We start from the raw sequence: 25,023 nt of genomic DNA on the forward strand, positions 1-25,023 counted from the left end.
GGTCGGGGCCATCAACGGCGCAGATGCCGGTGCTTCCATTCAATCGGACAAATGAACGCTCCCGCCACATAAAACACACTGCAAACTTTCGATTTGCAAGCTATTATTCCTCGAACTTGCAAATCGATAGTAAAGCCGCGCGGAGACACTATGCCCCCAACCGATTTCACCACCATGCCCTGCCCGGTGGCACGCTCAATGGCGGTGCTGGGCGAGCGCTGGGCCATCCTGGTGATGCGCGAAGCGTTCTACGGCAGTACGCGCTTCGACGAATTCGAGAAGAACCTGGGCATTGCCCCCAACATCCTGAGCGCGCGGCTGAAAACGCTCGTGACGCATGGGCTACTGGACCGCGTCACGCCGGAAAGCGGCGGGCGCCATGTCTACCAGCTCACGGAAAAAGGCCGGGACTTCTTCCCGGCCTATGTCGCGCTCAAGGCCTGGGCGGACCGGTGGATGACCGATGAAAAGGGGCCGCTGACGGTCCTGCAGGACAAGCGCAGCGGCACCGAAATCTCCACGCCCTCGCTTACGCGCGCCGATGGCAGCGCGATCACGCTGGACGATGTCCGCGTCCTGCCCGGCCCCGGCGCGGGCCGCTTCCTGCACCGCCGCTTCGGCGAGCCCGACGCCGAGCCGGAGGATAACCATGCCTGAGACGCCCGCCATCACCATACCCAATACGGTCGCCTCGGCCGCCAGCACGGACCCCGTACCGGCGACCGAACTGGCGCGCCGCATCGGCAGCCTGGCCGGGCCAACCGCCGTGATCGCGATTCTGCAATCCTGCGCGCAGCTGGTGGAAACCTGGCTCGCTGCCCGCCAGGGCACCGCGGCCCTGGCCGGCTGGGCCGTGGTGCTGCCGTTTGCGCTGCTGCTGCAGCAGATGTCCACGGGCGCCATGGGCGGCGGCGTGGTGTCGGCCATCGCCCGCGCGCTTGGGGCCAACAAGCGTGAAGAGGCCTCGTCGCTGGTCTTGCATGCGCTCATCATCGCGGTGACGGCCGGCCTGGCATTCGCCGTCGTGCTGGCAGGCTTCCCCCGTGGCGTGCTGGGCGCGGTGGCCGGTGTCACGGCAGCCGAGGCCGCGGCCACCTATGCGATCTGGCTGTTTGGGGTCGGCGCGGTGCCGGCCTGGCTCGCCAACACGCTCGCGTCAGTGCTGCGCGGCGGCGGGCGCCATGCGCTCGCCGCGCGCGTGCTGGCGCTGATGTGGGTGGCCTTCCCTCTGCTGTCGTGGCTGCTGGCCGAACCGATGGGCATGGGTCTGGCCGGCATCGGCGCGGCTCTCGCGGCGGTGTCGTGGGCCGCGGCACTGGCCATGGCCGTGGTGGTGGCGCGCGGCGGCGCCGGCTTCGTGCCCGTGCTGCGCATGCGGCCGTCACGCGCGCTGTTCGTGCGCATCCTGTCGGTCGGGCTGGTGGCGTGCGCGCTGGCGTCGGTGGCCAACCTGACCACCATCCTCGTCACCGCGCAGTTGCGCCACCATGGCACCGCCGCCGTGGCCGCCTACGGCATCTCGGCGCGGCTGGAATTCCTGATGATTCCGCTGGCGTTCGGCGTCGGCTCGGCGCTGACCGCGCTGGTCGGCCGCGCAGTCGGCGCGGGCGACTGGCACACCGCGCGCCGCACTGCCTGGGTCGGCGCCCTGCTGGCGCTGCTGATCGCCGGCGTGGCCGGCGCACTGGTCGGCATGATGCCGCACCGGTTCGCCGGGCTGTTCACGCAGGACGAGCAGGTCGCCGCCATTGCCGCGCGCGCGCTGTCCTGGGTCGGACCGGCCTTTGGCGGCTTCGGGCTGGGCATGGCGCTGTACTTTGCCTCGATGGGCGCGGGCCGCATGCGCTGGCCGATCGCGGCCGGCCTGTGCCGGATCGGCCTGGCCGCCGGCGGCGGCTGGCTGCTGGCCAATGTCGCCGGCATGGGCCTGGACGGGCATTTCCTGGGCGTGGCGATGGGAATCACCGCCTACGGCCTGGTCACGGCGCTGGGCGTGCGCCAGGGGGAATGGTCAGCGCGCTAGCACGGGCGCGTCGCCCTGCATGCCTGCGCCCCTGACCGCATCGGGCACCGCCGGCCAGCCGCCGCCCAGCGACTTGTACAGCGCCGCAGTGCCATTCAGCACATCGACCTGCCCCTGGATCGCCGCCAGCTGCGCGTCGAACAGCTTCTCGCGCGCGTTGGTGACTTCGAGGTAGCTCGAATAACCGCCCTCATAGCGCGCAAAGGCCTGGTCGGCATAGATGGTCAGGCTTTTCTCCTGGTTGCGCAGGCTGCCCAGCCGGTTACGCGTTTCGACCCCGTTGGCGAGAGCGGTGTTCACATCGGCCAGCGCCGCCAGCACCGTGCCCTGGTAGGCCAGCATGGCCTCGGTGCGCTGCGCTGACGCCGTCTGCACCTGGCCGCGGATCGCGCCGCCCTGGAAGATCGGCTGCGTCAGTCCCGCACCAAACCCCCACACCCGCGATGCGCTGTCCCACAACCCCGCCGGAGACGATGCGATCGCGCCGAACAACCCGCTCAGGTTGACGGACGGCAGGTAAAGCGCCTGCGCCGCGCCCAGTTGCGCGTTGGCCGCCACCGCTACCTGCTCGGCCTGCAGCACGTCGGGCCGGCGCGACAGCAGCACCGCGGGCAGATCAGCGCCAACCGGCGGCGCCTGCAGTTCATAGATGCCCTTGCCCCGCTCGACCGGCCCCGGCTGGCGTCCGAGCAGCACCGACAGCGCATTCTCGGTCTGCGCAATGCTGGTGCGGATCTGCGGAATGGACGCCTCCGCGACATAGAAGTCGTTCTGCGCCTGGGCCAGTTCCATCTCGGAGATCACACCGCCTTCGTAGCGCTGCTTGAAGATGTCCAGCCCGCTCGCACGAGAGTCCAGCGTCTGCTTGGCGACTTCAAGCTGCGCATCGAGCCCGCGCAGCGTGGCATAGCCCTGCACCACCGATGCCGCGAGCGACAGCACCACGCCGCGCCGCGTGTACTCGGCATTCCAAAGGGTGGCCTCGGCGGCCTCGGCCTGGCGCCGGATGCGGCCCCACAGGTCGAGTTCCCAGCTCGCATTGGCGAGCAGCTGGTACGCGTTGCGCGGCCCGTCGAACGACGCGAACTGCGTGCCGTTGAACGTGCCCGCGCGCTGGCGCGTGGCGGCCGCGTTCAGGTTCAGCTGCGGGAACAGGCCCGAGCGCGCGACCATCAGCTGGCCACGGAATTCGTCGATGCGCGCGGCGGCAATGCGCACGTCGTAGTTGTTGGCCAACGCCTCGTCGACCAGCGCGTTGAGCTGCGGATCGTTGAACTGGTTCCACCAGTCGCCGTCCGCCGCAATGGCCAACTGGCCGGTATCCATGCGGTATTGCGCGACATCCGGCGTTTCCGGCCGCTGGTAATTGGGACCGATTGCACATCCGCTCAGCGCCGCCGCGGCACCGACGCCCAGCATCCAGGCACGCGCAATCATGATGGTTCTCCCGCCGGTGGCACGGCTGGCGGCTGCGATGCGCCCCCGGCCTTGGCTTCGCCCTTGGCCTTGCCTTCGGACATGCGCTCCAGCCCCCAGAAGAACATCGGGATGAAGAACAGCGCAATCACCGTGGCGCCGAGCATGCCGCCGATCACGCCCGTCCCGAGCGACTGCCGGCTGGCTGCCGAAGCCCCGCTTGCAATGGCCAGCGGCACGCAGCCGAGGATGAACGCGAGCGAGGTCATGATGATCGGTCGCAGCCGCATCTTGGACGCGTGGATGGCGGCGTCATACGCGCTGAGCCCTTCCTTCTCGCGCATTTCCACGGCGAACTCGAAGATCAGGATGGCGTTCTTCGCGGCCAGCGCAATCAGCACGGTCAGGCCGATCTGGAAGTAGACGTCGTTCTCCATGCCCCGCATCAGGATGCCGAGCAAGGCGCCGAACAGTGCGAACGGCACCGCCAGCAGCACGCCGAGCGGCAGCGACCATTTCTCGTACTGGGCCGCCAGGATCAGGAACACCATCAGCAACGCGAAGGCGAACACGTAGACGGCGGTGGAGCCGGCAGTCTTCTCTTCGTAGGCCTGGCCGCTCCATGCATACGCGTAGCCCTCGCCCAGCACCTCCTGCGCGATTTCCTCCATGGCCGAGAGTGCCTGCCCCGAGCTGTAGCCCGGCGCGGCGTCGCCGACAATCTTGGCGGCGGGGAAGTTATTGAAGCGCGTGACGATGTCGGCGCCAGGCATGTACTTGGTCGAGGTCACCGCCTTGATCGGCACCATCTCGCCCTTGCTGTTGCGCACGTAGACCTTGTCGAGGTCTTCCGGCCGCGAGCGGAAATCCGGCTCCGCCTGCAGGATCACCTGGAACAGGCGACTGTTCTTGGGGAACTGGCTCACGTACAGCGACCCGAACATGGTCTGCAACGCCGAATACACGTTCTCGACTGGCACCCCCTGCGTTTCGGAACGTTCGCGGTCCACCTCCACCAGGTACTGGCGCGAGCGCGAGTTGATGGTCGAATTCACGCCCGTCAGTTCCGGCCGCTGGTGCGCCTTCGCAATGAACGCGCGCACCCGCTCCTCCAACTGCTGGTACGTGTTGTCGCCCGTGCTCTGCAGCCAGAACTCGAAGCCGCCGGTCGTACCGAGGCCAGGAATCGACGGCGGATTGATCGGGATGACCACGCCGTCCTGGTAGGCCGAAAACTCCTTCTTGCCCTTGACGATCAGGTCGTTGGCGCTTTCTCCCTTGCCGCGGTCGTGGAAACCCTTGAGCGTAATGAACAGCGTGCCGGCATTGGCCTTGTTCTGCGAGTCGATCAGGCTGTAGCCGTCGACGGTCGCCACCGAGGCCACGCCAGGCTGCTTGGCCAGCCAGGTTTCCGCGCGCTTGGTCATGTCGCCGGTGCGGTCCAGGCTGGCGGCATCGGGCATGACCGCGGCGCCGAACAGATAGCCCTGGTCCTCGACCGGCAGGAACGAGCCCGGAATGCGGATGAACATCAGCACGCTCACGGCCACCATCACAATGATGAGCGCAATCGACACCACGGAGCGCCGTATCACCAACTGCAGCGACTTGTCGTAACCGGCGATGAGCTGGTCGAACTTGTTGTTGAACCAGGTGAAGAAGCGGTTCTTCTTGTGTTCGCCCGGCTTGAGCAGGATGGCCGCCAGGGCTGGCGACAGCGTCAGCGCCACGACCCCCGACAGCACCACCGATACGGCAATGGTGACGGCGAACTGCTTGTAGAGCTGGCCGGTAATGCCGGACAGGAACGCCACCGGGATGAACACCGCGAGCAGCACCAGCACGATCGCCACCACCGGTCCGCTCACCTCGTCCATCGCCCGCTTGGCGGCTTCCTTCGGTGGCAGCTTGAACTCGGTCATGTTGCGCTCGACGTTCTCGATCACCACGATGGCATCGTCCACGACGATGCCGATCGCTAAGACCATGCCGAACAAGGTCAGCATGTTGACCGAGAAGCCGAACGCGCTCATGCCGACAAAGGCGCCGATGATCGACACCGGCACGGCCAGCAGCGGCACCAGCGTGGCGCGGAAACTCTGCAGGAACAGGTACACCACCAGGATCACCAGGATCACGGCGTCGCGCAGCGTATGCACCACCTCGTTGATCGACTCGTGCACGAACTCGGTCGTGTCCAGCGCGACCTCGTACTCCAGCCCAGGCGGGAAGCTTTTCTTCAGCTCGGTAAGCGTGGCGCGCACCTGCTTGGCCACGTCCAGCGCATTGGCGCCCGGCTGCTGGTAGACCGCCATCAGCGTGGCGGTCTTGCCCTTGTAGCGGCTGCGCAGCGAATAATCCTTGGAGCCCAGTTCGGCGTGGCCGATGTCCTTGAGCCGCACCAGCGCCGTTTCGCCGGACTGCGCGCGCAGGATCATGTTGTCGAACTCGGCCGGCTCCGTCATGCGGCCCTTGGTCGAGATCGGGAACGTCAGCTGCACCGGACCGTTGGTCGGGGATTGGCCGATACGCCCGGCGGAGAACTGCTGGTTCTGGGCGGCGACCGCGTTCTTCACGTCCTCGGTCGTGATACCGAGCGAGGCCATGCGATCCGGCCGCAGCCAGATACGCATGGCGTAGTCCGGACTGCCGAAGATCGACGACTGGTTGGCGCCCGGTATTCGCTTGATCGCGTCCAGCACATAGATGTTGGCGTAGTTGCCGACAAAGGTCTGGTTGTAGCTGTTGTCCGGCGAGTAGATGGCAATCACCATCATGAAGGCGGACGAACGCTTCTGCACCGACACGCCCTGCGATGTCACCTCGCTCGGCAAGGTGGGCAACGCCAGGTTGACGCGGTTCTGGACGTCCACCTGCGCGAGTTCCGGGTCCGTGCCGATCTCGAAATAGGAGGTCAGCGTCAGGTCGCCCGTCGAGGAACTCGTCGAGCTCATGTACATCATGCGGTCCGCGCCGTTGACCTGCTGTTCGATCGGCGCGGCCACGTTCTGGGCCACCACTTCGGCGCTGGCGCCCGGGTAGCGCGTGGTGACGGTGATCGTCGGCGGCGTGATGTCCGGGAACTGGGCGATCGGCAGCTTGGTCAGCGCGACAAGGCCGCCCACCGTGATGACGATGGAAACGACCGCCGCAAAGATGGGGCGGTCGATGAAAAAGTGGGCAAGTTTCATGACTTGCCCCCGGCCGGTGCTGCTGCCGCGGTGCTCGATGCCGGAGCGGGAGCCGCGGGTGGCGCCGCGGCGCTGCTGGCCGCAGCGGGGGCTGCGCCAGGCGTGGCCTCGACCGGCTTGACGGGTACGCCAGGCGCCAGGCGCAGCGTGCCACTCACCGCGACGCGCTCCCCGGCCTTCAGGCCGGAACGTACCACCCAGTTATTGCCGGTCCACTCGCCGACATCGACCACGCGTTGCTGGGCCTTGTTGTCAGGCCCGATCACCCACACCGTCTGGCCGCGCTGGGTCTGGATGATGGCATCCTGCGGCACGGCGATCGCACTCGTGCGCGTGGCGCCATGCACCTTGACCCGCACGAACTGGCCGGGGCGCAGCACGCCTTCCGGGTTTTTCACCTCGGCACGGACCAGGTAAGTGCCGGTTTGCGCGTTGAACGACGCATCGGCGAACGCAATGCGCCCATGGTTCGGGAACTCGGTGCCATCGGCCAGCACGATCACGACATCGAACTGGTCCTGTCCGGGATACTTGATCGCGCCCGATTCCCGATCCGTGCGCATGCGCAACACTTCATTCTCGGACAGGCTGAAATTCACCCACATCGGGTCAAGCCTGGCGACGTAGGTCAGCAGGCTGTTGGCCGCGTCGATATAGGAGCCCGGCTGGCGCTTGGCGAAACTCGACAGGCCGGCCACCGGCGAAGTGATGGTCGTATAGCCCAGGTTGAGCCTGGCGCTGATGACATTGGCCTTCGCGCCTTCGACCGCTGCCGCGGCGGCCTGCTCCTTGCCCACGGCATCGTCGAGATCGCGCTGGCTCAGGGCGTTGCGCTCGGCCAGCGGCCGCACGCGCTTCAGGTCGGCGCGGGCCGTGGAAAGGCGGGCCTGCTGCTGCCCCAGTTCGGCCTCGGCCGCCTGCAAGGTGGCCTCGAACGGCTTGCGGTCCATCACGAACAGGGTCTGGCCGGCCTTGACCACGGCGCCTTCGGTATAGACCCGCTTGTCCAGGAAGCCATTGACGCGCGCCCGGATCTCCACTTGCTGCGAACTCTCGGTCTGGCCGACGAAGTCGTAGACCAGCGGCACGTCCCGCAGCGCTACCGTCATGACCCCGACCTCCACCGCAGGAGGCGCAGCTGCCACCGGCTTTTCCTTGCTGCACCCCGCCACCAGCAAGACCGCAAGCAGCCCCGCTGCCCTGCGCCAGTTGAGCATTGTCCTCACGTGACCTCCTGTGCCAGCAAACATGGCAGCCTCTTGTTCCAGTCACGACGAGCCAATGCCGGCCGTGCTGGTGCCCGTTCAGGCAGGTTACGGCGCGCCAAAGGGCGCGCCTATTCAAACTTTTTGTGGCCGTGTTTACTCATTTCGTCGCGCAAATCGACGGTCATGCGCGGGTGCCGCTTCGCTCTGCCGCCGGCGCCTCAGCGCCGGAAGCCGCCGTGGAATCCGCCGCCACGGAAGCCGCCGCCGCCGAAACGGCCGCCGCCCTGCCATCGCTGCGCCGCACCCTGGAAGCGCTGCTGGCCGACCTCTCGCGCCTGGCGTTGCTGATCCAGCCGTCCGGTGACTTCGTTGTTCGGTTGCACCGGTTCCCAGCCGCCCGGCGTGTGCTTTTGCCAGCCGTTGTCAGTGTGCTGGTACACAGACCCGTCGTGCCCGGCATAGACATTGCCGTTGTTCCAGACCACGGCATTGCCCTTGTCCGGGTTGGCAACGAAGCCACGGCTGCCGGCCGCGTGCTGGCCGGTCTGGGCATTGCCGGCGATGCCGACCTCGGCCGCGCCCACGCGCCCGGTCTGGGCGTTGTAGCCGGCGGCCTGGCGTCCCGCCGCGTAGTTACCGGTGTATTCGTTGCCGACGACACCGCCGCGTCCAGCGCCTTCACGGCCGGTGGACGGATTGGCGAACGACCCTTGCCGTCCCGCCGCGAAATTGCCGGAATACGGATTGAACGCCGCGCCACGGCTGCCCTGGAAATGCGCGCCCGTGGCTGGGTTGAATCCCGCGGCGGCAGTGCCGCGCCATTCCGTGCCTGTCCAGGCATTCCAGCCCTGCGCGTGCGTGACGGTGCCCTGTCCCCAGCGGCCGTAGAAATTGGCCTGGTTCACATTCACGTAATTCCAGTTGTAGGGGCCGCCGCCCCACCAGTACGGTCCCCAGTACGGCGATGCCGCGCCCCAGAAGGCGCCGGCCGCAAAGCCGAATGCAAACCCCTCGGCCAGGCCGATGCCAAAGCCCGCGCCATAGCCGTAGGTGACGGGATAGCCGTAATAGACCCCGCCCACGTACGCCGGATAGACGTAGCCGGTGCCGTACACCACGGTGCCATCGGCGCTGACCACCACGCCCATGTAGCCCGGGGTATAGCCGACCACGACGGTCTCCGGCGTGACCGAGTAGATGCGCACGTAGGTCACGTAGTAGAGCGGGGAACTCGGTGGAATCGTGTAGATGGCCGATGGCACCTCGGTCGCCACGCGCCAGGTGCCCGCCGGCGAAGGCGCCGTGAACCAGACGCCGTTGGCCACGGCGTAGTAATGGCTGTTGTCCACCTCGATCACCGGCGTGCCGGTGTTGACCGCGTAGCTGAGCGAGGTGCCGGTGATCGGCACAAAGCGCGGCGCGCCATCATAGGCAACGGTCAGTTCCGCCTTCGCTCGCGACACGGTGGCCGTCTGCGGAATGGAGGCGGCGATCGCGGCCTCCTTTGCCTGCGGCGTGCCCGGCACCGACACCAGCACGTTGGCCTTGGGATCGTTCGGGGAGATCTTCGCGAAATCGGCCGGAAGCTCGGCGCCGGGCACGTACTCCCAGGGGCCTGGCAGCATCGATGCGCGGAACCAGCGGCCTGACACCAGTACGTAGTAGTTGTTGGAAGTCGGATCGACGAACACGGCGTGGTCCGCATTAGACATGGCCAGCAGTCCGCCGCCGCTCACCGGCTTCATCTGCGGCGCGCCGCTGGTGACCACGAGTTCGGTCGGCCGCGTCGCCAGCACGATGTCAGGTCCGCGCGCGGGGCGCTTGCCGTCCGCCGGCAGCATCGCGTCGGGCTTCGAGGATGCGGCGGCCTTGGTGGCGGCGGACTGCAGGCTCTTTGGCACGCTCGCCATCACTTCCCAGGAGCCGCCTGCGGATTCGGACCGATACCAATACCCTGCCGCCTGAAGGTACAACTCGCCGCCGGGCTCGCGCAGCAGCATGGCCCGGCTGTTCAGCGCGCGTTCGTAGCTGGTCCCCGGCACGGCGCGCCAGGCCGGGTCGCCGTCCACTAGCACCAGCAGGGTCGGCGTGGTGGCAAAAATGATTTGCGGGGCATCGTTCTTCACCGTCACCCGCGCGGCGCTGGCCAGCTGGCGCGAGACGGCGTAGCTGGCCTGGAGCTCATCCAGCGGCACGGTCAGGCCGGCGGGCGGAAGCCGGGCCAGCAGCGCGTTGCGCACCTGATCGGCGGCGTCGGGGCGGGTCGGCACCTCGACGCTTTCAATGGTGATCTGGGTCAGCTGAACCAGCGCGGACGGCTTGTCGATATCGGCGATGGCCGAGAAATGGACCACGCCATAAGTCGGCGACCCGTCCTTCGCGCCGACTGCCACCGCGGCACGGCCCGACATGCGGTTGCCTTCCCACTTCTCGATCTCGGGCTGGTACAGCTCGACATGCTCGCTGGCCGCGTCGAAATTCCGTGGCCAGGTAAGTGGGGTAACCGTCTTGGACGGTGTTGCCGCTTGTGGCGCGGCCGGCGACAGCGCGATGCAGACGGCAACCGCCAGCGCGCTGGCGTGCTTCAGGCGAAACGACATGGCATATCTCCGGCTTGGGATGACCGCCGTGCAGGCATAACAGACGAACGCTGGGCACGATGCGGCACAACCGACGCGTCTGTGTGCGAATCTAGATGAGCCTGCAAGGGCGGACAATCCGTTTCAAAAACATTCAGCACGAGACCGCAAAGGGCTCAGATCACTCACCGCGGCATGCGCGAAGCGCGCCGGCTGCGTCACATGCCGATTTCGGTTGGATCCCGGAAGACCGGCGGTAAATCCCGCCACGATCATCAATGACACATTGCAGCCACGCCGGCAGCGTGTACGCCCTTGAACCTGCGCCGCGCTGGCCCCACCTTTTCCGGACGCTCGCCCAAATCCGCCCCCATGACCCCAAGGATCACCATCCTGACCGCCGGTACCATCGCGGCACTGCTGCACGCCTATATCGGCTTGCGCCTGCTGCCTGACCTGCCGGTGCCTATGCTGGTCAAGATTCTGGGCGGCGCCTGGCTGGCGCTGTCATGCGCGCTGCTGCCGGCTGGCATGCTGGCGCGCCGCGTGAGCCAGCCGTGGTCGGACGCGGTGTCCTGGATCGGCATGCTGGCGATGGGCTTCTTCTCCACGCTGCTGGTGCTGACGGTTGCGCGCGACATCGTGCTGGGCGTGGCCTGGCTAGCGGGCTGGCAGGCTGCCGGGCTGTACGCCTACAGCGCCGCCACAGTGCCAGCGCTGGCGCTACTGGTAACGCTGGTCGGCTATGTGAATGCGCGACGGCTTGCCCGCGTGGTCGAAATCGACGTGCCGGTTAGCCGCCTGCCCGAGGCGCTGCATGGCTTCACGATCGCCCAGATCAGCGACATCCACGTCGGCCCGACGATCAAGCGGCCTTACCTGGACCGTATCGTCGACCGGGTCAACAGCCTGCAGGCCGATGCGGTGGCTATCACCGGCGACCTGGTCGATGGCACCGTGCGCGAGCTGTCCGCCCACACCGCGCCGCTGGCGCGACTGCAGGCACGCCACGGGGTGTACTTCGTCACTGGCAACCATGAGTATTACTCTGGCGCGGAATCGTGGATCGCCGAACTCCGGCGGCTTGGCCTGCGCGTGCTGATGAACGAGCACGTGGCGCTCGATCATGACGGCGACGTGCTGGTGCTCGCCGGCGTGACCGACTATTCGGCCGGCCGCTTCCATGAGCACCACCGCAGCGACCCGACGCGCGCGCTGCAAGGCGCACCGCGCGCCGGCGCACGCGTGCTGCTGGCCCACCAGCCGCGCACGGCGCCGGCGGCAGTCGAGGCCGGCTTTGACCTCCAGTTGTCCGGCCACACCCATGGCGGTCAGTTCTGGCCATGGAACCTGTTCGTGCCGATGCAGCAGCCTTACACGGCGGGATTGGCGCGGCATGGATCGATGTGGGTCTATGTCAGCCGCGGGACGGGGTATTGGGGGCCGCCGAAGCGGTTTGGGGCGCCGTCGGAGATTACGCGGGTGCGGCTGGTACGGGCGGAAGGCTAGTGCCGAAATACTCGTAAATTTGCCGAGAATGAAAAAAGCCAGGCGCAAGGGCCTGGCTTTTCTCTACTGCCGCACCAATCAGCGAGAAATCGGCTTGTAGCGGATCCGCTTCGGCTTGGCGCCTTCCTCACCCAGGCGGCGCTTCTTGTCGGCCTCGTATTCCTGGTAGTTGCCCGGGAAGAACTCCACGTGCGAATCGCCTTCGAAGGCCAGGATGTGCGTGGCGATACGGTCCAGGAACCAGCGATCGTGCGAGATCACCATCACGGAGCCGGCAAATTCCAGCAGCGCGTCTTCGAGCGCACGCAGCGTTTCCACATCCAGGTCGTTCGACGGTTCGTCCAGCAGCAGCACGTTGCCGCCGGCGATCAGCGTCTTGGCCATGTGCAGGCGGCCGCGTTCACCGCCCGACAGCGTGCCGACCTGCTTCTGCTGGTCGCCGCCCTTGAAGTTGAAGCGGCCGATGTAGGCGCGCGACGGGGTTTCGTACCGGCCCACGGTCAGGATGTCCGCGCCGCCCGAAATCTCCTCGAACACGGTCTTGCTGCCATCCAGTGCGTCGCGGCTCTGGTCGACGAAGGCCATCTTCACGGTCGGCCCGATCTTGATCTCGCCGCTGTCCGGCTGTTCCTGGCCCGTCAGCATCTTGAAGAAGGTCGACTTGCCGGCGCCGTTCGGGCCGATGATGCCGACAATGGCGCCGGGCGGCACCTTGAAGCTCAGGTTTTCGATCAGCATGCGGTCGCCAAACCCCTTGCTGACGTTGTCGAACTCGATCACCTCGTTGCCCAGGCGCTCACCCACGGGGATGAAGATTTCCTGGGTTTCGTTGCGCTTCTGGTATTCCTGGCTGTTCAGCTCGTCGAATCGGGCCAGGCGCGCCTTGGACTTGGCCTGGCGGCCCTTCGGGTTCTGGCGTACCCACTCCAGTTCCTTGTGCAGTGCCTTCTGGCGCGCCGATTCGCTGGCTTCTTCCTGCTTGAGGCGGTTTTCCTTCTGGTCCAGCCACGAGCTGTAGTTGCCCTTCCAGGGAATGCCCTGGCCGCGGTCCAGTTCGAGGATCCACTCGGCGGCATTGTCGAGGAAGTAGCGGTCGTGGGTCACGGCCACCACGGTGCCCGGGAAGCGCGTCAGGAACTGCTCCAGCCAGTCCACCGACTCGGCGTCCAGGTGGTTGGTCGGTTCGTCGAGCAGCAGCATGTCAGGGCGCGACAGCAGCAGGCGGCACAACGCCACGCGGCGCTTCTCGCCACCGGACAGGTGGCCGACCTTGGCGTCCCACGGCGGCAGGCGCAACGCGTCCGCGGCGATTTCCAGTTGCAGCTCGGCGTTGTTGCCATCGCTGGCGGCCAGGATGGCCTCGTACTTGGCCTGGTCGGCGGCGAGTGCGTCAAAGTCCGCATCCGGCTCGGCATAGGCGGCGTAGATCTCGTCGAGCTTCTTGCGCGCCTCGAACACGCCACCGAGCGCTTCTTCCACCGATTCCCGCACGGTCTGCTCGGGATCCAGCTGCGGTTCCTGCGGCAGGTAGCCGATGTTCAGGTTCGGCATCGGCGTGGCTTCGCCTTCGATCTCCTTGTCCAGGCCAGCCATGATCTTCAGCACCGTGGACTTGCCCGAGCCGTTCAGGCCCAGCACGCCGATCTTGGCGCCGGGGAAAAAGGACAGCGAGATGTCCTTCAGGATGTGACGCTTGGGCGGAACGATCTTGCCCACGCGGTTCATGGTGAAAACGTACTGAGCCATGGAGTGCGGTGTCCGGGTTTTCAGGGAATTTTGGGAATGGGCCGAGTTTAACAAAGCACGTGCGCGCCGGCCTGCGAAATGCCCTGACGAACGGTACAATCGACGGTTCGCCGAAGCGCTAACCCATTGATTTCATTCGCCCATGAGCAAACCCGCCCTGACCCTGAAGTTCAAGTGCAAGAAGTGCACGAAGCCCGTCACGCTGTACCTGCAGAAGACCTCGGCGTGCTCGCATATCACGCCTTACCAGGGCTTCTGCAAGTGCGGCGAACTGATGCGCCATGCCACTGGCGACAAGGACGCCGTGGAGTCCTTCGTCAATTCGATGGACAACAGCTGGATGCACCACCATCACCACCACTGATCCGCGCGCCGTGAACGCAAACACCTGGCAGCCGTCCGCGAAGGACCCGATGCGCTTCCTGGGCGGCTACCCGCCAGGCGTACTCGACCAGGTGCGCGAACTGGCCGCGGCCGGCAAGCTCGGCGAGCACATCTCGCGCCGCTACCCGGGCCAGCACGGCGTGCAGTCCGACCGTGCGCTGTACGACTACGTGTCCGAACTGAAGCAGGAATTCCTGCGCAGCGCCCCGCCGCTGCACAAGGTCGGCTACGAAGCCCGCCTCGACACGGCCCACAAGGCGCTCGGCCTGCATACCGCGATCTCCCGCGTGCAGGGCGGCAAGCTCAAGGCCAAGAAGGAAATCCGCGTGGCCTCGCTATTCAAGGAAGCGCCGCCCGAATTCCTGCGCATGATCGTCGTGCACGAACTCTCCCACCTCAAGGAGAGCGACCACAACAAGGCGTTCTATCGCCTGTGCGAGCACATGGAGCCGCACTACCACCAGCTTGAGTTCGACACGCGTCTGTGGCTGGCGTCGCGCGAACTCTAGCCCGCGTGCCAGGCTTACAGAAAGCCGATTGAGAACCACGGCACCAGCGTCAGCAGCAACAGAGCAATGAACAACGCGGCAATGTGGGGCCAGACCCGCGGCATCGCCACATCGGGCGAAACCCGTCCGATGGCGCAAGCCGCATAGAAGCCCACACCAAACGGCGGCGCAAACAGGCCAAGGCCCATCGCGAAGATCACCACCATGGCGTAATGCACCTCGTGCACGCCAATCAGCTTCGCGATCGGGAACAGCAGCGGCCCGAACAGCACGATGGCGGGAATGCCTTCCAACAGGCTGCCCAGGACTACAAAGGCCAACGCCGAGACGAGCAGGAAGCCGATCTTGCCGCCCGGCACGGCCGACATGATCTTCACCAGGTCCTGCGCAAAGCCCGACTGGGTCAGCGCCCACGCCATCGTGGTAGCGCAGCCAACGATCAGCAGGATCGCCCCCGACAGCGCCGCCGTGTCCAGCAGCATCGGATAGACCCGCCGCCAGTCGAACTGGCGGTAGACCAGGACGCCTGCCAGCACCGTGTAGAAGATGCCGATGGTCGATACCTCGGTAGCCGTGGCCACGCCCTCCACCACCGCGGTGCGGATGATCACCGGCAGGGCCAACGCAGGCAACGCAATCAGCAGCGACCTGAGGATTGCCTTGCGCGATGGCCGCGCGGCGCCGCTCATGTCTTCCCCGCGCGTCTGGAACCAGACCACGAGGGCCATCATCACCAGGCCGACGACTGCAGGCATCAGGCCACCAACGAACAGCGCGGTGATCGACACACCGGTCACCGATCCGACCGTGATCAGCACGATGCTAGGCGGAATGGTTTCCGACATGGCCCCCGACGCCGACAGCAGCCCGATCAGGTCACCATCCTTTGCACCACGCTTCTTCATCTCCGGAAACAGCGCCGGCGCCACGGCGGCCATGTCGGCGGCCTTGGCGCCCGAGATGCCCGAGACGATGTACATGGCGCCCAGCAGCACATATTGCAGGCCGCCACGCAGATGGCCGATCAGGCTGACCAGAAAGTTGATCATCGCCCGCGCCAGCCCCGTCATCTCGATCAGTCCGCCCAGGAAGACGAACAGCGGCACCGCCAGCAGGATCAGGTGGGACATGCCTTCCTGCATGCGGTTCGGGATGATGGACAGCGGCGTTGCCGTGGACAGCGCCAGGTAGGACAGCGTCGCAAGGCCGAAAGCAAAGGCGATGGGAACGCCGATGACCACGCAGGTGACGAGCATCAGCAGGAAGAAGATCACCAGGTTGGCATTGCCGAGTTCCATCAACGTGGGCGACAACATCCAGAGCGCGCCGCCACCAACGGCGACCAGCACGCCGCTCAGGATGATCGGCTTCCAGCTTGCGCGGTCCAGCAAGCGCATGGCGGCGGTCACCAGCATCAGCACCACGCCTGCGAATACGGCTGCGGCCCGATAGCCCTCGCTGACCTCCAGCGTCGGTGTCGTGACTTCCAGGTGTGCGGTCAGGTGTTCCCAGGCTGGCCCGACCAGCAGCAGCAGGAACGCCACCACCAGCCACATGCCGAAGGTATCGAGCCAAACGCGCGTGGCCGGCGACACGTTCTTGATGAACGTGGTCAGCTGCATGTGCGCGCTGCGATGCAGCGCAATGATGGCGCCGAGCATCGCCAGCCAGAGGAACAGGATGCCGGCCAGTTCATCCGTCCATGGAATGGGGTCATGCAGCACGTACCGCGCGAAGGCACCGCCACCAAGGATCACGATTTCGGCAAGCACGATCAGCGCGGCAGGCACCTCCACGAGGCAGGCCATGATCCGGCCCCAGAGCACCATGGCCGCCGACGATGCGTGTGACGGATGGACAAAAGTTTCGGCGGCGTGCTCCATCACAGTCTCCTCCTTCTTGTTTTATCGGTTGCGTCTGGCGTCATGCGAGCGGGCCGGAATATTTCTCCAGCTTGGACCAGGCTTCGCCGCCGTACTTCCGCTTCCATTCCGCATAGAAGCCGGCGCTTTGCAGCAGCTTGCGGAACGGCGCCGAATCGGGCCGGTTGAACGTGATGCCGAGCCGCGTCAGTTCGGCCTGCGCATCGACATTCAGGCGCGCGATGTCCTCGCGCTGCTTCAGCGCCGCAGCGGTGAAGTTGGCGGTGATCGACGCCTGCACTTCGCGCGGCAGCGCCTGGAATTTCCTGGCGTTGCCGAAGATGAAGTGGCCGTCCCACGTGTGGCCGGTCAGCGAGCAGAACTTCTGCACTTCATAGAGCTTGGCGCTGCGGATCAGGGCCAGCGGGTTCTCCTGGCCATCGACCACCCGGGTCTGCAGCGCTGAATAGAGTTCGCCGAACGGGACGGCCGTTGGCGACGCACCCAAGGCCTTGAACATCGAAATCCAGAGCGGAATGCCAGGCACCCGAAGCTTGAGCCCCTTGAGGTCGTCCGGCGTGTTGACCGCCCGGCTGGCCGTAGTGATGTTGCGGTAGCCGTTGTCCAGGCAGCGATCGAACCCATGCAGGTTGGCCTTGCCAAGCGCGGCCCGCACATAGGCGCCCAGCTCGCCGTCCATGGCGGCCCACACCGTGGCGTAGTCCTTGAAGGCGAAGGCGACGCCGTTGATGCCGGCGGTCGGCACCAGCGTCTGCAGGTTGGTGCCGGCCGTGGACATGAAATCGATGGCGCCGGCACGGACTTGCGAAATCATGTCCGGTTCGCTGCCGAGCTGGCTGGTCGGATAAACCTGCAGATCCACCTTGTCGCCGGTGTCCTTGCGGATGGCTTGCGCGGCCTCCTGGATACGCAGCGTGCCCGGATGATCCGCCGGAAAAGCCGTGCCGTACTTCAGCCTGATGGTGCCGGCCTGGGCCAGCGCCCGGCAGGTGGGCAGCGTCAGGGCGAGGCCGACGGCGAAAGCGCCGAACCGGCGCCGGGTCAATGCAGTAGCCATGACTTGGGATGTCTCCTCTTGTGTTGAACTTGGATTGCGGCTGGCTCAGGACGACAGCAGCACGGCCGCGCCGCGTTCGCGCAGCACCGCCAGATAACGGGCCAGCCGTGCCGCGAACGATGGCGGCCACGGTTCGTCGCCGAACACGGCGGTATGACCGAGCGCCAGCCTTGCGGCCTCGAGGTCGCTGGCCGCTACGCGCAGGCGCACGGCGAGCGCGGGCGCGCCGGGGTCACGGACGGCCAGCGGCTCGCCGCTGTCACAGGCATCGTTGCGCAGGTAGTGCAGCCAGACGGCGAGCGCGCGTTCGAGGCATGGCCGTTCGATGCCGGCGCTGGCACTTTCGCGCAAGGCCGGAAGCCAGCGCACCGGAACCTTCTGGGTACCGTCCATCGCGATCTGTGCGGTGCGGTGTGCGAGAGCGGGATTGGCAAAGCGCCGCAACAGCTCGCCGCAGTAGCGGCCAACGTCGTAGGCGGCCGGCGCGTCGACGGTGTCCCGCAAGTCCTGCATCACGCCATGGGCAAAGGCGCCGACGACGGGGTCGGCCATGGCCGCGGCTACGCTCTCGAAGCCGCACAGTTGCCCGGCATAGGCGATGGCCGAATGCGTGCCATTGAGCAGGCGCAGCTTCATTGCCTGGTAGGGGCGCACATCGCCGGTCAGCAAGGCGCCGCCCGCTTCCCACGCCGGCCTGGGCCCCGCGAAGCAGTCTTCGATGACCCACTGCGTGAAGCGCTCGCAAACGATAGCCGCCTCGTCACGCACGCCGAGGCGTTCCTGAACCCAGTCCAGCGATGCTGGCGTGGCGGCTGGCACGATCCGGTCCACCACGGAATTGGGCAGTGCGATCTCGTCCCGGACGCGCCGCGCCAGCGCCGGATCGATCAGCCCGGCGTATTGCGTCAGCAGTTTGCGCAGCGTATCGCCGTTGTCAGACATGTTGTCGCAACACACGATGCTGAGCGGCGCTCCTGCAGGTCGCCTGCGGAGGCCGGCGGCCAGGACACCGAGCGTGCTGGCTGGCGCAGCCGGATGACAGAGGTCGTGGCGGATGTCCGCATCATCGATATCGAGGTCCGACGTGGACGGGTTCTGGCTGTATCCCTTCTCTGTCACCGTGCAGGTGACAACCGTGACGGCCGGGTCAGCCAGCGCCGCGATGACCTGCTGCAAGGCCTGCGGCGCATACAGGGCCTGCACCACGGCGCCTACGACGCGCGTCGTGGCCTCATCGCCTTCGCGTTCGGTGACGGAGTAGAGGTGATCCTGGCTCGCCAGCGCCTGCACCGTGCGCGGATCCCGCAGGCTGACGCCGACGATGCCCCATCGCTTATCGCCTTGCCGGATGGCGGCCTCCGTATAGAGCGCCTGGTGCGCCCGGTGAAACGCGCCCAGGCCGAGGTGGACGATGCCGCGAGCCAGGCAGCCGGGATGGTAGCCGGGCAGCTGGATACTGGTCTTTCCCGTCTCGGTGCTGGAAAGCGTGTGCTGGCCCAGTTCCATCATCTCGGTACCTCGATCGTCCGCCTTTCCACATTCGCCGCCTGAAATTTGCAGATGACTGCGAGCGTACATCGCGGATGGGCGCGCCGATCTTCTCCATTTCCGCCGGTGTAAGCGGAAAATGCCGCATTTTTTGCAGACATCGCCCCAATTTTCATGGCGCTCCACCACGTAGCATCCTTGTACGGAAAGCTACCTCACTGACGGATCCGACCGGAGCGCGCGCCTTGAAGATCGAACACATACAGACCATCGTCACCTGCCCCGATCGCAACTTTGTGACGGTCAGGGTGACGACCGACGCAGGCGTGTACGGACTGGGCGATGCCACGCTCAACGGCAGGGAGCTAGCGGTCGTGGCTTACCTCGACGAGCATGTGATTCCCTGCCTGGTGGGACGCGACCCGCGCAATATCGAGGACATCTGGCAGTACCTCTACCGCGGCGCCTACTGGCGGCGCGGTCCGGTCACGATGACCGCCATTGCGGCCATCGACATGGCGCTGTGGGACATCAAGGGCAAGCTGGCGGGCATGCCGGTGTACCAGTTGCTGGGCGGCAAAAGCCGCCACGGACTGATGGTGTACGGCCATGCCAATGGCCGCGACCACAGCGAGGTCATCGATGCCGTGCACAGGCATATCGAGGAAGGCTACAAGGCCATCCGCGTGCAATCCGGCGTGCCGGGCCTGTCGAAGGTGTACGGCGTGGGCAAGCAACAAGGCCACTACGAACCGGCGGAGAAAGGCCTGCCCCCAGAGGAGCCATGGGATACGTCGCTCTACCTGCGCCACACACCGGAACTCTTCCGCAAGGTGCGCGAGGCGGTCGGCTTCGAGCCCCATCTGTTGCATGATGCGCACCACCGGTTGACACCCATCGAAGCGGCCCGCCTCGGCAAGGCACTCGAACCGTTCAGCCTGTTCTGGCTTGAAGACGCCACGCCGGCCGAGAACCAGGATGCCTTCCGCCTCATCCGCCAGCACACCACCACGCCGCTGGCCGTGGGCGAGATCTTCAATTCCATCTGGGACTGCAAGGAGCTGATCAGCCACCAGCTGATCGACTACATCCGGGCCACTATCGTGCACGCCGGTGGCATCACGCACGTGCGTCGCATCGCGGACTTCGCGGCCATGTACCAGGTGCGCACCGGCTTCCACGGCGCGACGGACCTGTCGCCGGTATGCATGGCGGCCGCGGTCAACTTCGGGCTGTGGGCGCCGAACTTCGGCATCCAGGAACTGATGCCGCATAGCGCCCTGACCAATGAAGTGTTTCCGCACAACTACCGCCTTGAAGACGGCCAACTCGTCATGGATGAAGTGCCGGGCCTTGGCGTCGACATCGACGAGGCCCTGGCCGCGAAATATCCGTACGAGCGCGCCTACCTGCCCGTGGCGCGCCTGCGCGACGGTGCGATGTGGAACTGGTAAGCCGAACAAGGATCGAGCATGTTGAGCGTGGTCGTCGACAAACCGAACAGCATGGCCGTGTGCGAACGGCCGACCCCCGAGCCCGCCGCGGGCGAAGTCCGCGTGCGCGTGCGCTACGCCGGCATCTGCGGCTCGGACCTGCATATCTTCCATGGGAAGAACCCTTTCGCGGCCTATCCGCGCGTCATCGGCCATGAGTTCGTGGGCCAGATCGATGCGGTGGGCGTGGGCGTCAGCGCAGCGCGCATTGGCGAGCGGGTGGTGGTGGATCCGGTGATCAGTTGCGGCCAATGCCATGCGTGCCGGATTGGCCGGCAGAATGTTTGCAGCCACCTCCAAGTGATCGGCGTCCACCGCGACGGCGGCTTCAGCGAATACGCGTGCGTGCCGGCGCGCAACGCCTACGCGGTACCGGATGGCCTGCCGGCCACCAGCGCAGCAGTGATCGAACCGTTTGCCGTGGCGGCCAACGTGATTTACCGCACCGGCGTGCTGCGTGAAGACATCGCGCTGATCTATGGCGCGGGGCCGGTCGGCCTCAACTTGCTGCAGGTCCTCAAGCGCGTGCATGGCGTGCGGACCTTCATTACCGATCACGTCGATGAGCGCCTTGCGCTGGCGCGCGGCTGCGGGGCCGAAGAGGACGAGATCATCAACACCTTGCGCGAACCGCTGGAGCAGGCGCTTGCACGGCGCGGCGCAGAGGGCGGGCCGACACTGATCTATGACGCCGTCTGCCACCCTTCGATTCTGGAAGAAGCGGTGCGCATGGCAGCGCCGGCGGGCAGGATCGGCGTTCTAGGCTTTTCCGCGACACCGTCGGCGATCCCACAGCAGGAGCTGACGCGTAAGGAACTGACTCTGTATGCGTCGCGCCTGAACTGCGCGATGTTCCCAACCGTGATCGACTGGATCTCGCGCGGCTTGGTGGACCCGGGGCATATCGTCACGCATGCGGTCGATTTTCGGGAAGTCACCAGCGCGTTCGATCTCGCCGAACGCAACCCGCGCGAGAGCTGCAAGGTGTTGCTCGATTTTGGCGACGCAAGTTAACCGGCACAGGGAATCGGAAATTTCGGCGATCGGTTTCAGCGCGCCGCCATTTCGCAGGCGACCATGCTGACGCAGCATGCGCGGGTTCGCACGGAAATGCGAACTGTCCTATCGAATCGCCATCGGCGCCGCGGAATACTTGGGGCTGTCATCGCGTAGCGGTGACCGGGTGTGGAAGCCCGAGAGCAGTGATCGAACGGCCCTCAAGGGGCCGTTCGATTCGAGTTCGCGAATCATCCGCTTCTATGGCGGGCGGACACGAGGCAGCCGCAAGGCTTACCGATCACTGCACCGGTCTTCCACCCTCGTCGTCAGGCCCGCCGCCTCCCAAACTTCTTGCGGCAGGCTTTCCATAAACGATGGAGGTCATATGTCGATCATCGATGTAGCAGCAGCGGATTCCAGCCTTGAAAAAGTCAGCGCAGGAATCGAAGGTGTGCTTCGCCTGCTGGAGCCGCAGTGTGAGCGGTCGGAGGAGTGCTTCAGTGCGTTCTGCCTGCTTGAGCTGGTCAGGGCGCGACTGGGATTGGTAATGGCTGGGGAATTGCTGGCGCATTAACTCGAGTGGTTCTGGCGTGGCATAGCCTTGCGCTGCGCCAGGACGTCGTATCCGTGTGGCAATGCCACACGACGCAACAGTCGGGAAATTCAGCTGCCGATTGGTAAGTCACGAGCCTTCCTCTTGATAGACGCAGGCCGAACTCCTCGGTACACTTCAACCTATCAAAATAATAGGTGACTCGTTGGGACAACCTTCGAAACACCAGCTCGAAAAGCACGTCCGTGCATGCGCCCAGGATACGTCGAACATCGTGTTCGTGCATCACGCCCGTGAGCGCATGCTGCAAAGGAGAATCAACGATCCGATGGTGCTGGAAACGCTGCGCAAAGGCGTCATCGTGCGCGAACCGGAGCCAGACATGCGCGCAATGGGGCTGCGCTGCGTGATGGAGCGGTATGTTTCCGGCATGAATGTGGGCGTCGTTGTGCTGGTCGAACACCGTGCCCCTGAATTGACCATCATCACGGTGATGGAAGTCACCAAAGGATGAAGCACATGTACCACTACACAGACGGCGGCCTCAAGGACGTGTGGCTGGTCAACGGCTATGAAGTGCGAATGACGCCTTACGGCGAGGGCGTATCCATCAAGGATCTGGATGGCCTGTGTGTCGCCATCTGCCTCGCGCTCGCAAAAAAACTCTCACCACTCACGGGCGTGGAATTCCGCTATCTCCGCAGTGCCGGCCTAATGCAATCTCAAGCTGGGCTTGCCAATCTTCTCGGCAATAACGAGCAGGCCGTTGCCCGGTGGGAAAAAACGGGCAAGGTGCCGCGTTGGGCGGACAAGCTGGTGCGCCTTCTTTACCTGGCAAGGGCCGAAGGCAATGCCCCGATTGCCTCGGTCGTTGAGCGCATCAACGCCGTGGAGCGGGCAGAAAAGCAACGAATTGTGCTGCGTGCGGCTAAATCGGGGTGGGCATCCAAGTTCGAACCCCAAAACACAGACGAGACTGCCGTCACCTAACGTCCGGCAAGCAGCCATCCGATCCTGCTGTCCGACAAGTTGTGACTGCCGGACAGCACGATGCGAACATTGCGCCAGATTCGCCGCTTGATTACCGCGACAACACGTAAGTCGCCAACGTCTTCAGATCCGCCTCATCCAACTGCGGGAACCCCGGCATCGGCACCTGTCCCCACTTGCCGCTACCGCCGTTGCGGATGCTCTGCATCAGCTTGCCGGTAGCATCGGCATTACCGGCGTACTTCGCCGCCACGTCATGAAACGCCGGGCCAACGACCTTCTTGTCGACCGCATGGCAGGCGCTGCACTGGTTGGCGCCGAGCAGCGCATCCGCGGTGCGCGGCGCGCCACCAGCGGCTGCCGGCGCGGCAGGCACAGCACCAGCGGCTACAGGTGTCGCACTGCCGCGCTCAGCACCATAGGTCTTGACGAGATAGTCGACGATAGCCGGCATGTCTTCATCCCGCACCGGGGCACCGTACGGCTTCTTCATCTTCTTGACGGTCGCGTCCCAATAGGCGCGCGGGGACGTCTGCGGCTGTGTCTCCGCGTACTGCGCCGAATGGCAGGTCATGCAGTTCTGCTGCACGAGCCGGTATCCGGGCAGATCGCTCGGACGCCAGGCGGCGGTTTCCGCCGGCAGGGTGATCTCCAGCGCCATGGCTGGCAAAGCGGAAGCAGCGAGCGCGGCGGCAATCAGGGTCTTCATGTTCATGATGTCCCCTCCCTCAAACCGCGGTGACGCGAGTGGTTTCCACCACGTTGCGCATATAGCCGGGCGGGTTCCAAAGCGCCTCCATCGGCTGGCTCTGGCCGATGCGGTTCACGGCGCGCACACGCAGGTCAAGATTGCCGCGGCGCGGCGGGCGCAGTACGGCCGTCCATTCACGGAACGAGTAGCGCCCCAGATCCTGACCGAGTTTTGCCGCCTGCCAGGTCCTGCCACCATCGGGCGAGAAGCCGACTTCGCCGATTCCGTAGCCGCCGTCGAAGGCAATGCCACGCACCACCGTTTCGCGGCCCGTCGGCACCTTGGCCCCGTTTTCCAGGCTGGTGATGAACGAACGCACGGTGAAGCGGCCGATCGGCGTGGTGGCCGACGGCGCGGTGCCGGGTGGCACGCAGGCGCACGGGTTCGCCGGAATGCGGTAGGCCGACGCCATCCAGAAGCCATCGAACACCTTGTCCACGACCTGGATGTCCGACAGATGCTTGACCCAGTACGTGCCGTAGTGTCCCGGCACCACGAGGCGCAGCGGGTAGCCATTTAGCATCGGCAAGTCCGCGCCGTTCATCGCCCAGGCGAGCATCACCTCGCCGTCGAGCGCGTGATCGATGTTCAACGCCTTGACGAAGTCCGGGCCGGTTTCGAGAGGCGGCTTGTCGAGGCCATTGAAGGTCACCTGCACCGCACCCGGCTGCACGCCGGCCTTTTCCAGAACCTTCTTCAAGGGCACGCCCGTCCAGCGCGCATTGCCCATCGCACCATTGGCCAGCTGGCCGCCGTTCACGCGCGGTTCAGAGAAGCCACGGCTGTTGCCCGAGCATTGGTTCACGGCGACGATCTCGACCGGATCGGCCAAGGACTTCAGGTCCGCCAGCGACAGTTCCAGCGGCGCCTTCACATGGCCGCCGATGCGCAGGCGATAAGCCTGGGGATCGATCGAAGTCGGGATGCCGCTCCAGTGGTAGCGCACAAAGAACGCGTCATTGGGCGTGATGATGCCCTCGTTGAACACGCTGAACGGCGTCTCGAGCTGAGGCGGGCGGCTGGTCAGCAAGATCAGCGGTCGCTTTTGCGGGAAGGTGGCCATTTCGCGCTCGCCATTGGCGAAGGGCAAGACGACCTTGCCCGGCGTGCCGGCGGCCAATGCGTCAAATGCCGTGGCGCCAAGCGCGGCTTGCGCCATCAGAGCGCCGGCTCCCTGCAGGAAACGACGCCGCTCGCGCGTATCGCGGTGGTGGGGATGATCGGGGGCAGTCATGGTCTTCTCC

20 protein-coding genes are annotated in these 25,023 nt (G+C 65.6%); 10 read left to right on the plus strand and 10 right to left on the minus strand.

All coding sequences use genetic code 11. The annotated features are described in order from the left end of the window. The first annotated feature begins 150 nt into the window (after window positions 1-150). Both ACIGJB_RS14925 and ACIGJB_RS14930 read left to right on the plus strand, forming a co-directional pair. On the plus strand, window positions 151-657 hold the full coding sequence (locus ACIGJB_RS14925) for a winged helix-turn-helix transcriptional regulator (protein ID WP_483730520.1): 507 nt from the start codon (window positions 151-153) through the stop codon (window positions 655-657). Beyond that, a complete protein-coding gene (locus tag ACIGJB_RS14930; protein ID WP_483730521.1) occupies window positions 650-2,023 on the plus strand; it encodes an MATE family efflux transporter in 1,374 nt (457 codons plus the stop codon). Before ACIGJB_RS14925 ends, ACIGJB_RS14930 begins: the two co-directional genes overlap by 8 nt. On the opposite strand, the gene ACIGJB_RS14935 is transcribed toward ACIGJB_RS14930, so the two are convergent. The 4 genes from ACIGJB_RS14935 to ACIGJB_RS14950 all read right to left on the minus strand — a co-directional run bounded on the left by ACIGJB_RS14935 (window position 2,012) and on the right by ACIGJB_RS14950 (window position 10,438). Continuing rightward, window positions 2,012-3,460, minus strand: coding sequence for an efflux transporter outer membrane subunit (locus tag ACIGJB_RS14935; RefSeq protein ID WP_483730522.1), 1,449 nt, complete (start codon window positions 3,458-3,460; stop codon window positions 2,012-2,014). The two genes, ACIGJB_RS14930 and ACIGJB_RS14935, sit on opposite strands and share 12 nt — an antisense overlap. Continuing rightward, on the minus strand, window positions 3,457-6,630 hold the full coding sequence (locus ACIGJB_RS14940; protein WP_483730523.1) for an efflux RND transporter permease subunit: 3,174 nt from the start codon (window positions 6,628-6,630) through the stop codon (window positions 3,457-3,459). The genes ACIGJB_RS14935 and ACIGJB_RS14940 overlap by 4 nt, the downstream gene beginning before the upstream one ends. Then, complete coding sequence (locus ACIGJB_RS14945; protein WP_483732344.1) at window positions 6,627-7,847, minus strand: efflux RND transporter periplasmic adaptor subunit; 1,221 nt, start codon at window positions 7,845-7,847, stop codon at window positions 6,627-6,629. The genes ACIGJB_RS14940 and ACIGJB_RS14945 overlap by 4 nt, the downstream gene beginning before the upstream one ends. A gap of 209 nt (window positions 7,848-8,056) precedes the next feature. Then, a complete protein-coding gene (locus ACIGJB_RS14950; protein WP_483730524.1) occupies window positions 8,057-10,438 on the minus strand; it encodes a carbohydrate-binding family V/XII in 2,382 nt (793 codons plus the stop codon). A 351-nt stretch (window positions 10,439-10,789) separates the two neighbouring features. Here ACIGJB_RS14950 and ACIGJB_RS14955 point away from each other — a divergent pair, with 351 nt between their 5' ends. Continuing rightward, window positions 10,790-11,926, plus strand: a complete 1,137-nt coding sequence (locus ACIGJB_RS14955) for a metallophosphoesterase (protein WP_483730525.1) — start codon at window positions 10,790-10,792, stop codon at window positions 11,924-11,926. A 78-nt stretch (window positions 11,927-12,004) separates the two neighbouring features. Here ACIGJB_RS14955 and ettA read toward each other — a convergent pair whose 3' ends face one another. Then, complete coding sequence (gene ettA / locus ACIGJB_RS14960; protein ID WP_483709541.1) at window positions 12,005-13,672, minus strand: energy-dependent translational throttle protein EttA; 1,668 nt, start codon at window positions 13,670-13,672, stop codon at window positions 12,005-12,007. Window positions 13,673-13,814: 142 nt separating this feature from the next. On the opposite strand from ettA, the gene ACIGJB_RS14965 reads away from it, so the two are divergent. Continuing rightward, entirely contained in the window at window positions 13,815-14,036 is a 222-nt protein-coding gene (locus ACIGJB_RS14965) for a hypothetical protein (RefSeq protein ID WP_483730526.1), read from the plus strand. A 49-nt stretch (window positions 14,037-14,085) separates the two neighbouring features. Next, a complete protein-coding gene (locus tag ACIGJB_RS14970; protein ID WP_483732345.1) occupies window positions 14,086-14,565 on the plus strand; it encodes a M48 metallopeptidase family protein in 480 nt (159 codons plus the stop codon). A gap of 14 nt (window positions 14,566-14,579) precedes the next feature. Here ACIGJB_RS14970 and ACIGJB_RS14975 read toward each other — a convergent pair whose 3' ends face one another. Genes ACIGJB_RS14975 through ACIGJB_RS14985 form a run of 3 tightly spaced genes read right to left on the minus strand, consistent with a single transcriptional unit; the run spans window position 14,580 to window position 19,011 of the window. Continuing rightward, a complete protein-coding gene (locus tag ACIGJB_RS14975) occupies window positions 14,580-16,448 on the minus strand; it encodes a TRAP transporter large permease (protein WP_483730527.1) in 1,869 nt (622 codons plus the stop codon). Window positions 16,449-16,488: 40 nt separating this feature from the next. Beyond that, entirely contained in the window at window positions 16,489-17,505 is a 1,017-nt protein-coding gene (locus ACIGJB_RS14980; protein WP_483730528.1) for a TRAP transporter substrate-binding protein, read from the minus strand. Between the two features lie 45 nt (window positions 17,506-17,550). Further along, window positions 17,551-19,011, minus strand: coding sequence for a mannitol dehydrogenase family protein (locus tag ACIGJB_RS14985; RefSeq protein WP_483732346.1), 1,461 nt, complete (start codon window positions 19,009-19,011; stop codon window positions 17,551-17,553). Between the two features lie 227 nt (window positions 19,012-19,238). Here ACIGJB_RS14985 and manD point away from each other — a divergent pair, with 227 nt between their 5' ends. From manD to ACIGJB_RS15010, 5 genes are all read left to right on the plus strand, one after another. Then, window positions 19,239-20,447: a D-mannonate dehydratase ManD gene (gene manD / locus ACIGJB_RS14990; protein WP_483730529.1), complete on the plus strand. Its 1,209-nt coding sequence runs from the start codon at window positions 19,239-19,241 to the stop codon at window positions 20,445-20,447. A gap of 18 nt (window positions 20,448-20,465) precedes the next feature. Further along, window positions 20,466-21,500, plus strand: a complete 1,035-nt coding sequence (locus tag ACIGJB_RS14995; RefSeq protein WP_483730530.1) for a Zn-dependent oxidoreductase — start codon at window positions 20,466-20,468, stop codon at window positions 21,498-21,500. A 370-nt stretch (window positions 21,501-21,870) separates the two neighbouring features. Beyond that, window positions 21,871-22,059 carry a hypothetical protein gene (locus tag ACIGJB_RS15000; protein ID WP_483730531.1) on the plus strand — a complete coding sequence of 63 codons (189 nt, stop codon included), beginning with the start codon at window positions 21,871-21,873 and terminating at the stop codon, window positions 22,057-22,059. A gap of 253 nt (window positions 22,060-22,312) precedes the next feature. Next, the gene (locus ACIGJB_RS15005) at window positions 22,313-22,552 is read left to right on the plus strand and encodes a DUF4258 domain-containing protein (protein ID WP_483730532.1); all 240 of its coding nucleotides are present in this window, start codon (window positions 22,313-22,315) and stop codon (window positions 22,550-22,552) included. A gap of 5 nt (window positions 22,553-22,557) precedes the next feature. Next, a complete protein-coding gene (locus tag ACIGJB_RS15010; protein WP_483730533.1) occupies window positions 22,558-23,028 on the plus strand; it encodes a hypothetical protein in 471 nt (156 codons plus the stop codon). 91 nt (window positions 23,029-23,119) lie between these two features. Here the strand turns inward: ACIGJB_RS15010 and sorB are convergent, their stop codons facing one another. Continuing rightward, window positions 23,120-23,737: a SorB family sulfite dehydrogenase c-type cytochrome subunit gene (gene sorB, locus ACIGJB_RS15015; RefSeq protein WP_483730534.1), complete on the minus strand. Its 618-nt coding sequence runs from the start codon at window positions 23,735-23,737 to the stop codon at window positions 23,120-23,122. 19 nt (window positions 23,738-23,756) lie between these two features. Continuing rightward, complete coding sequence (gene sorA / locus ACIGJB_RS15020; protein ID WP_483730535.1) at window positions 23,757-25,013, minus strand: SorA family sulfite dehydrogenase catalytic subunit; 1,257 nt, start codon at window positions 25,011-25,013, stop codon at window positions 23,757-23,759. Window positions 25,014-25,023 lie beyond the last annotated feature (10 nt).

It is taken from the genome of Cupriavidus sp. C2SS-8b (genome assembly GCF_057073745.1).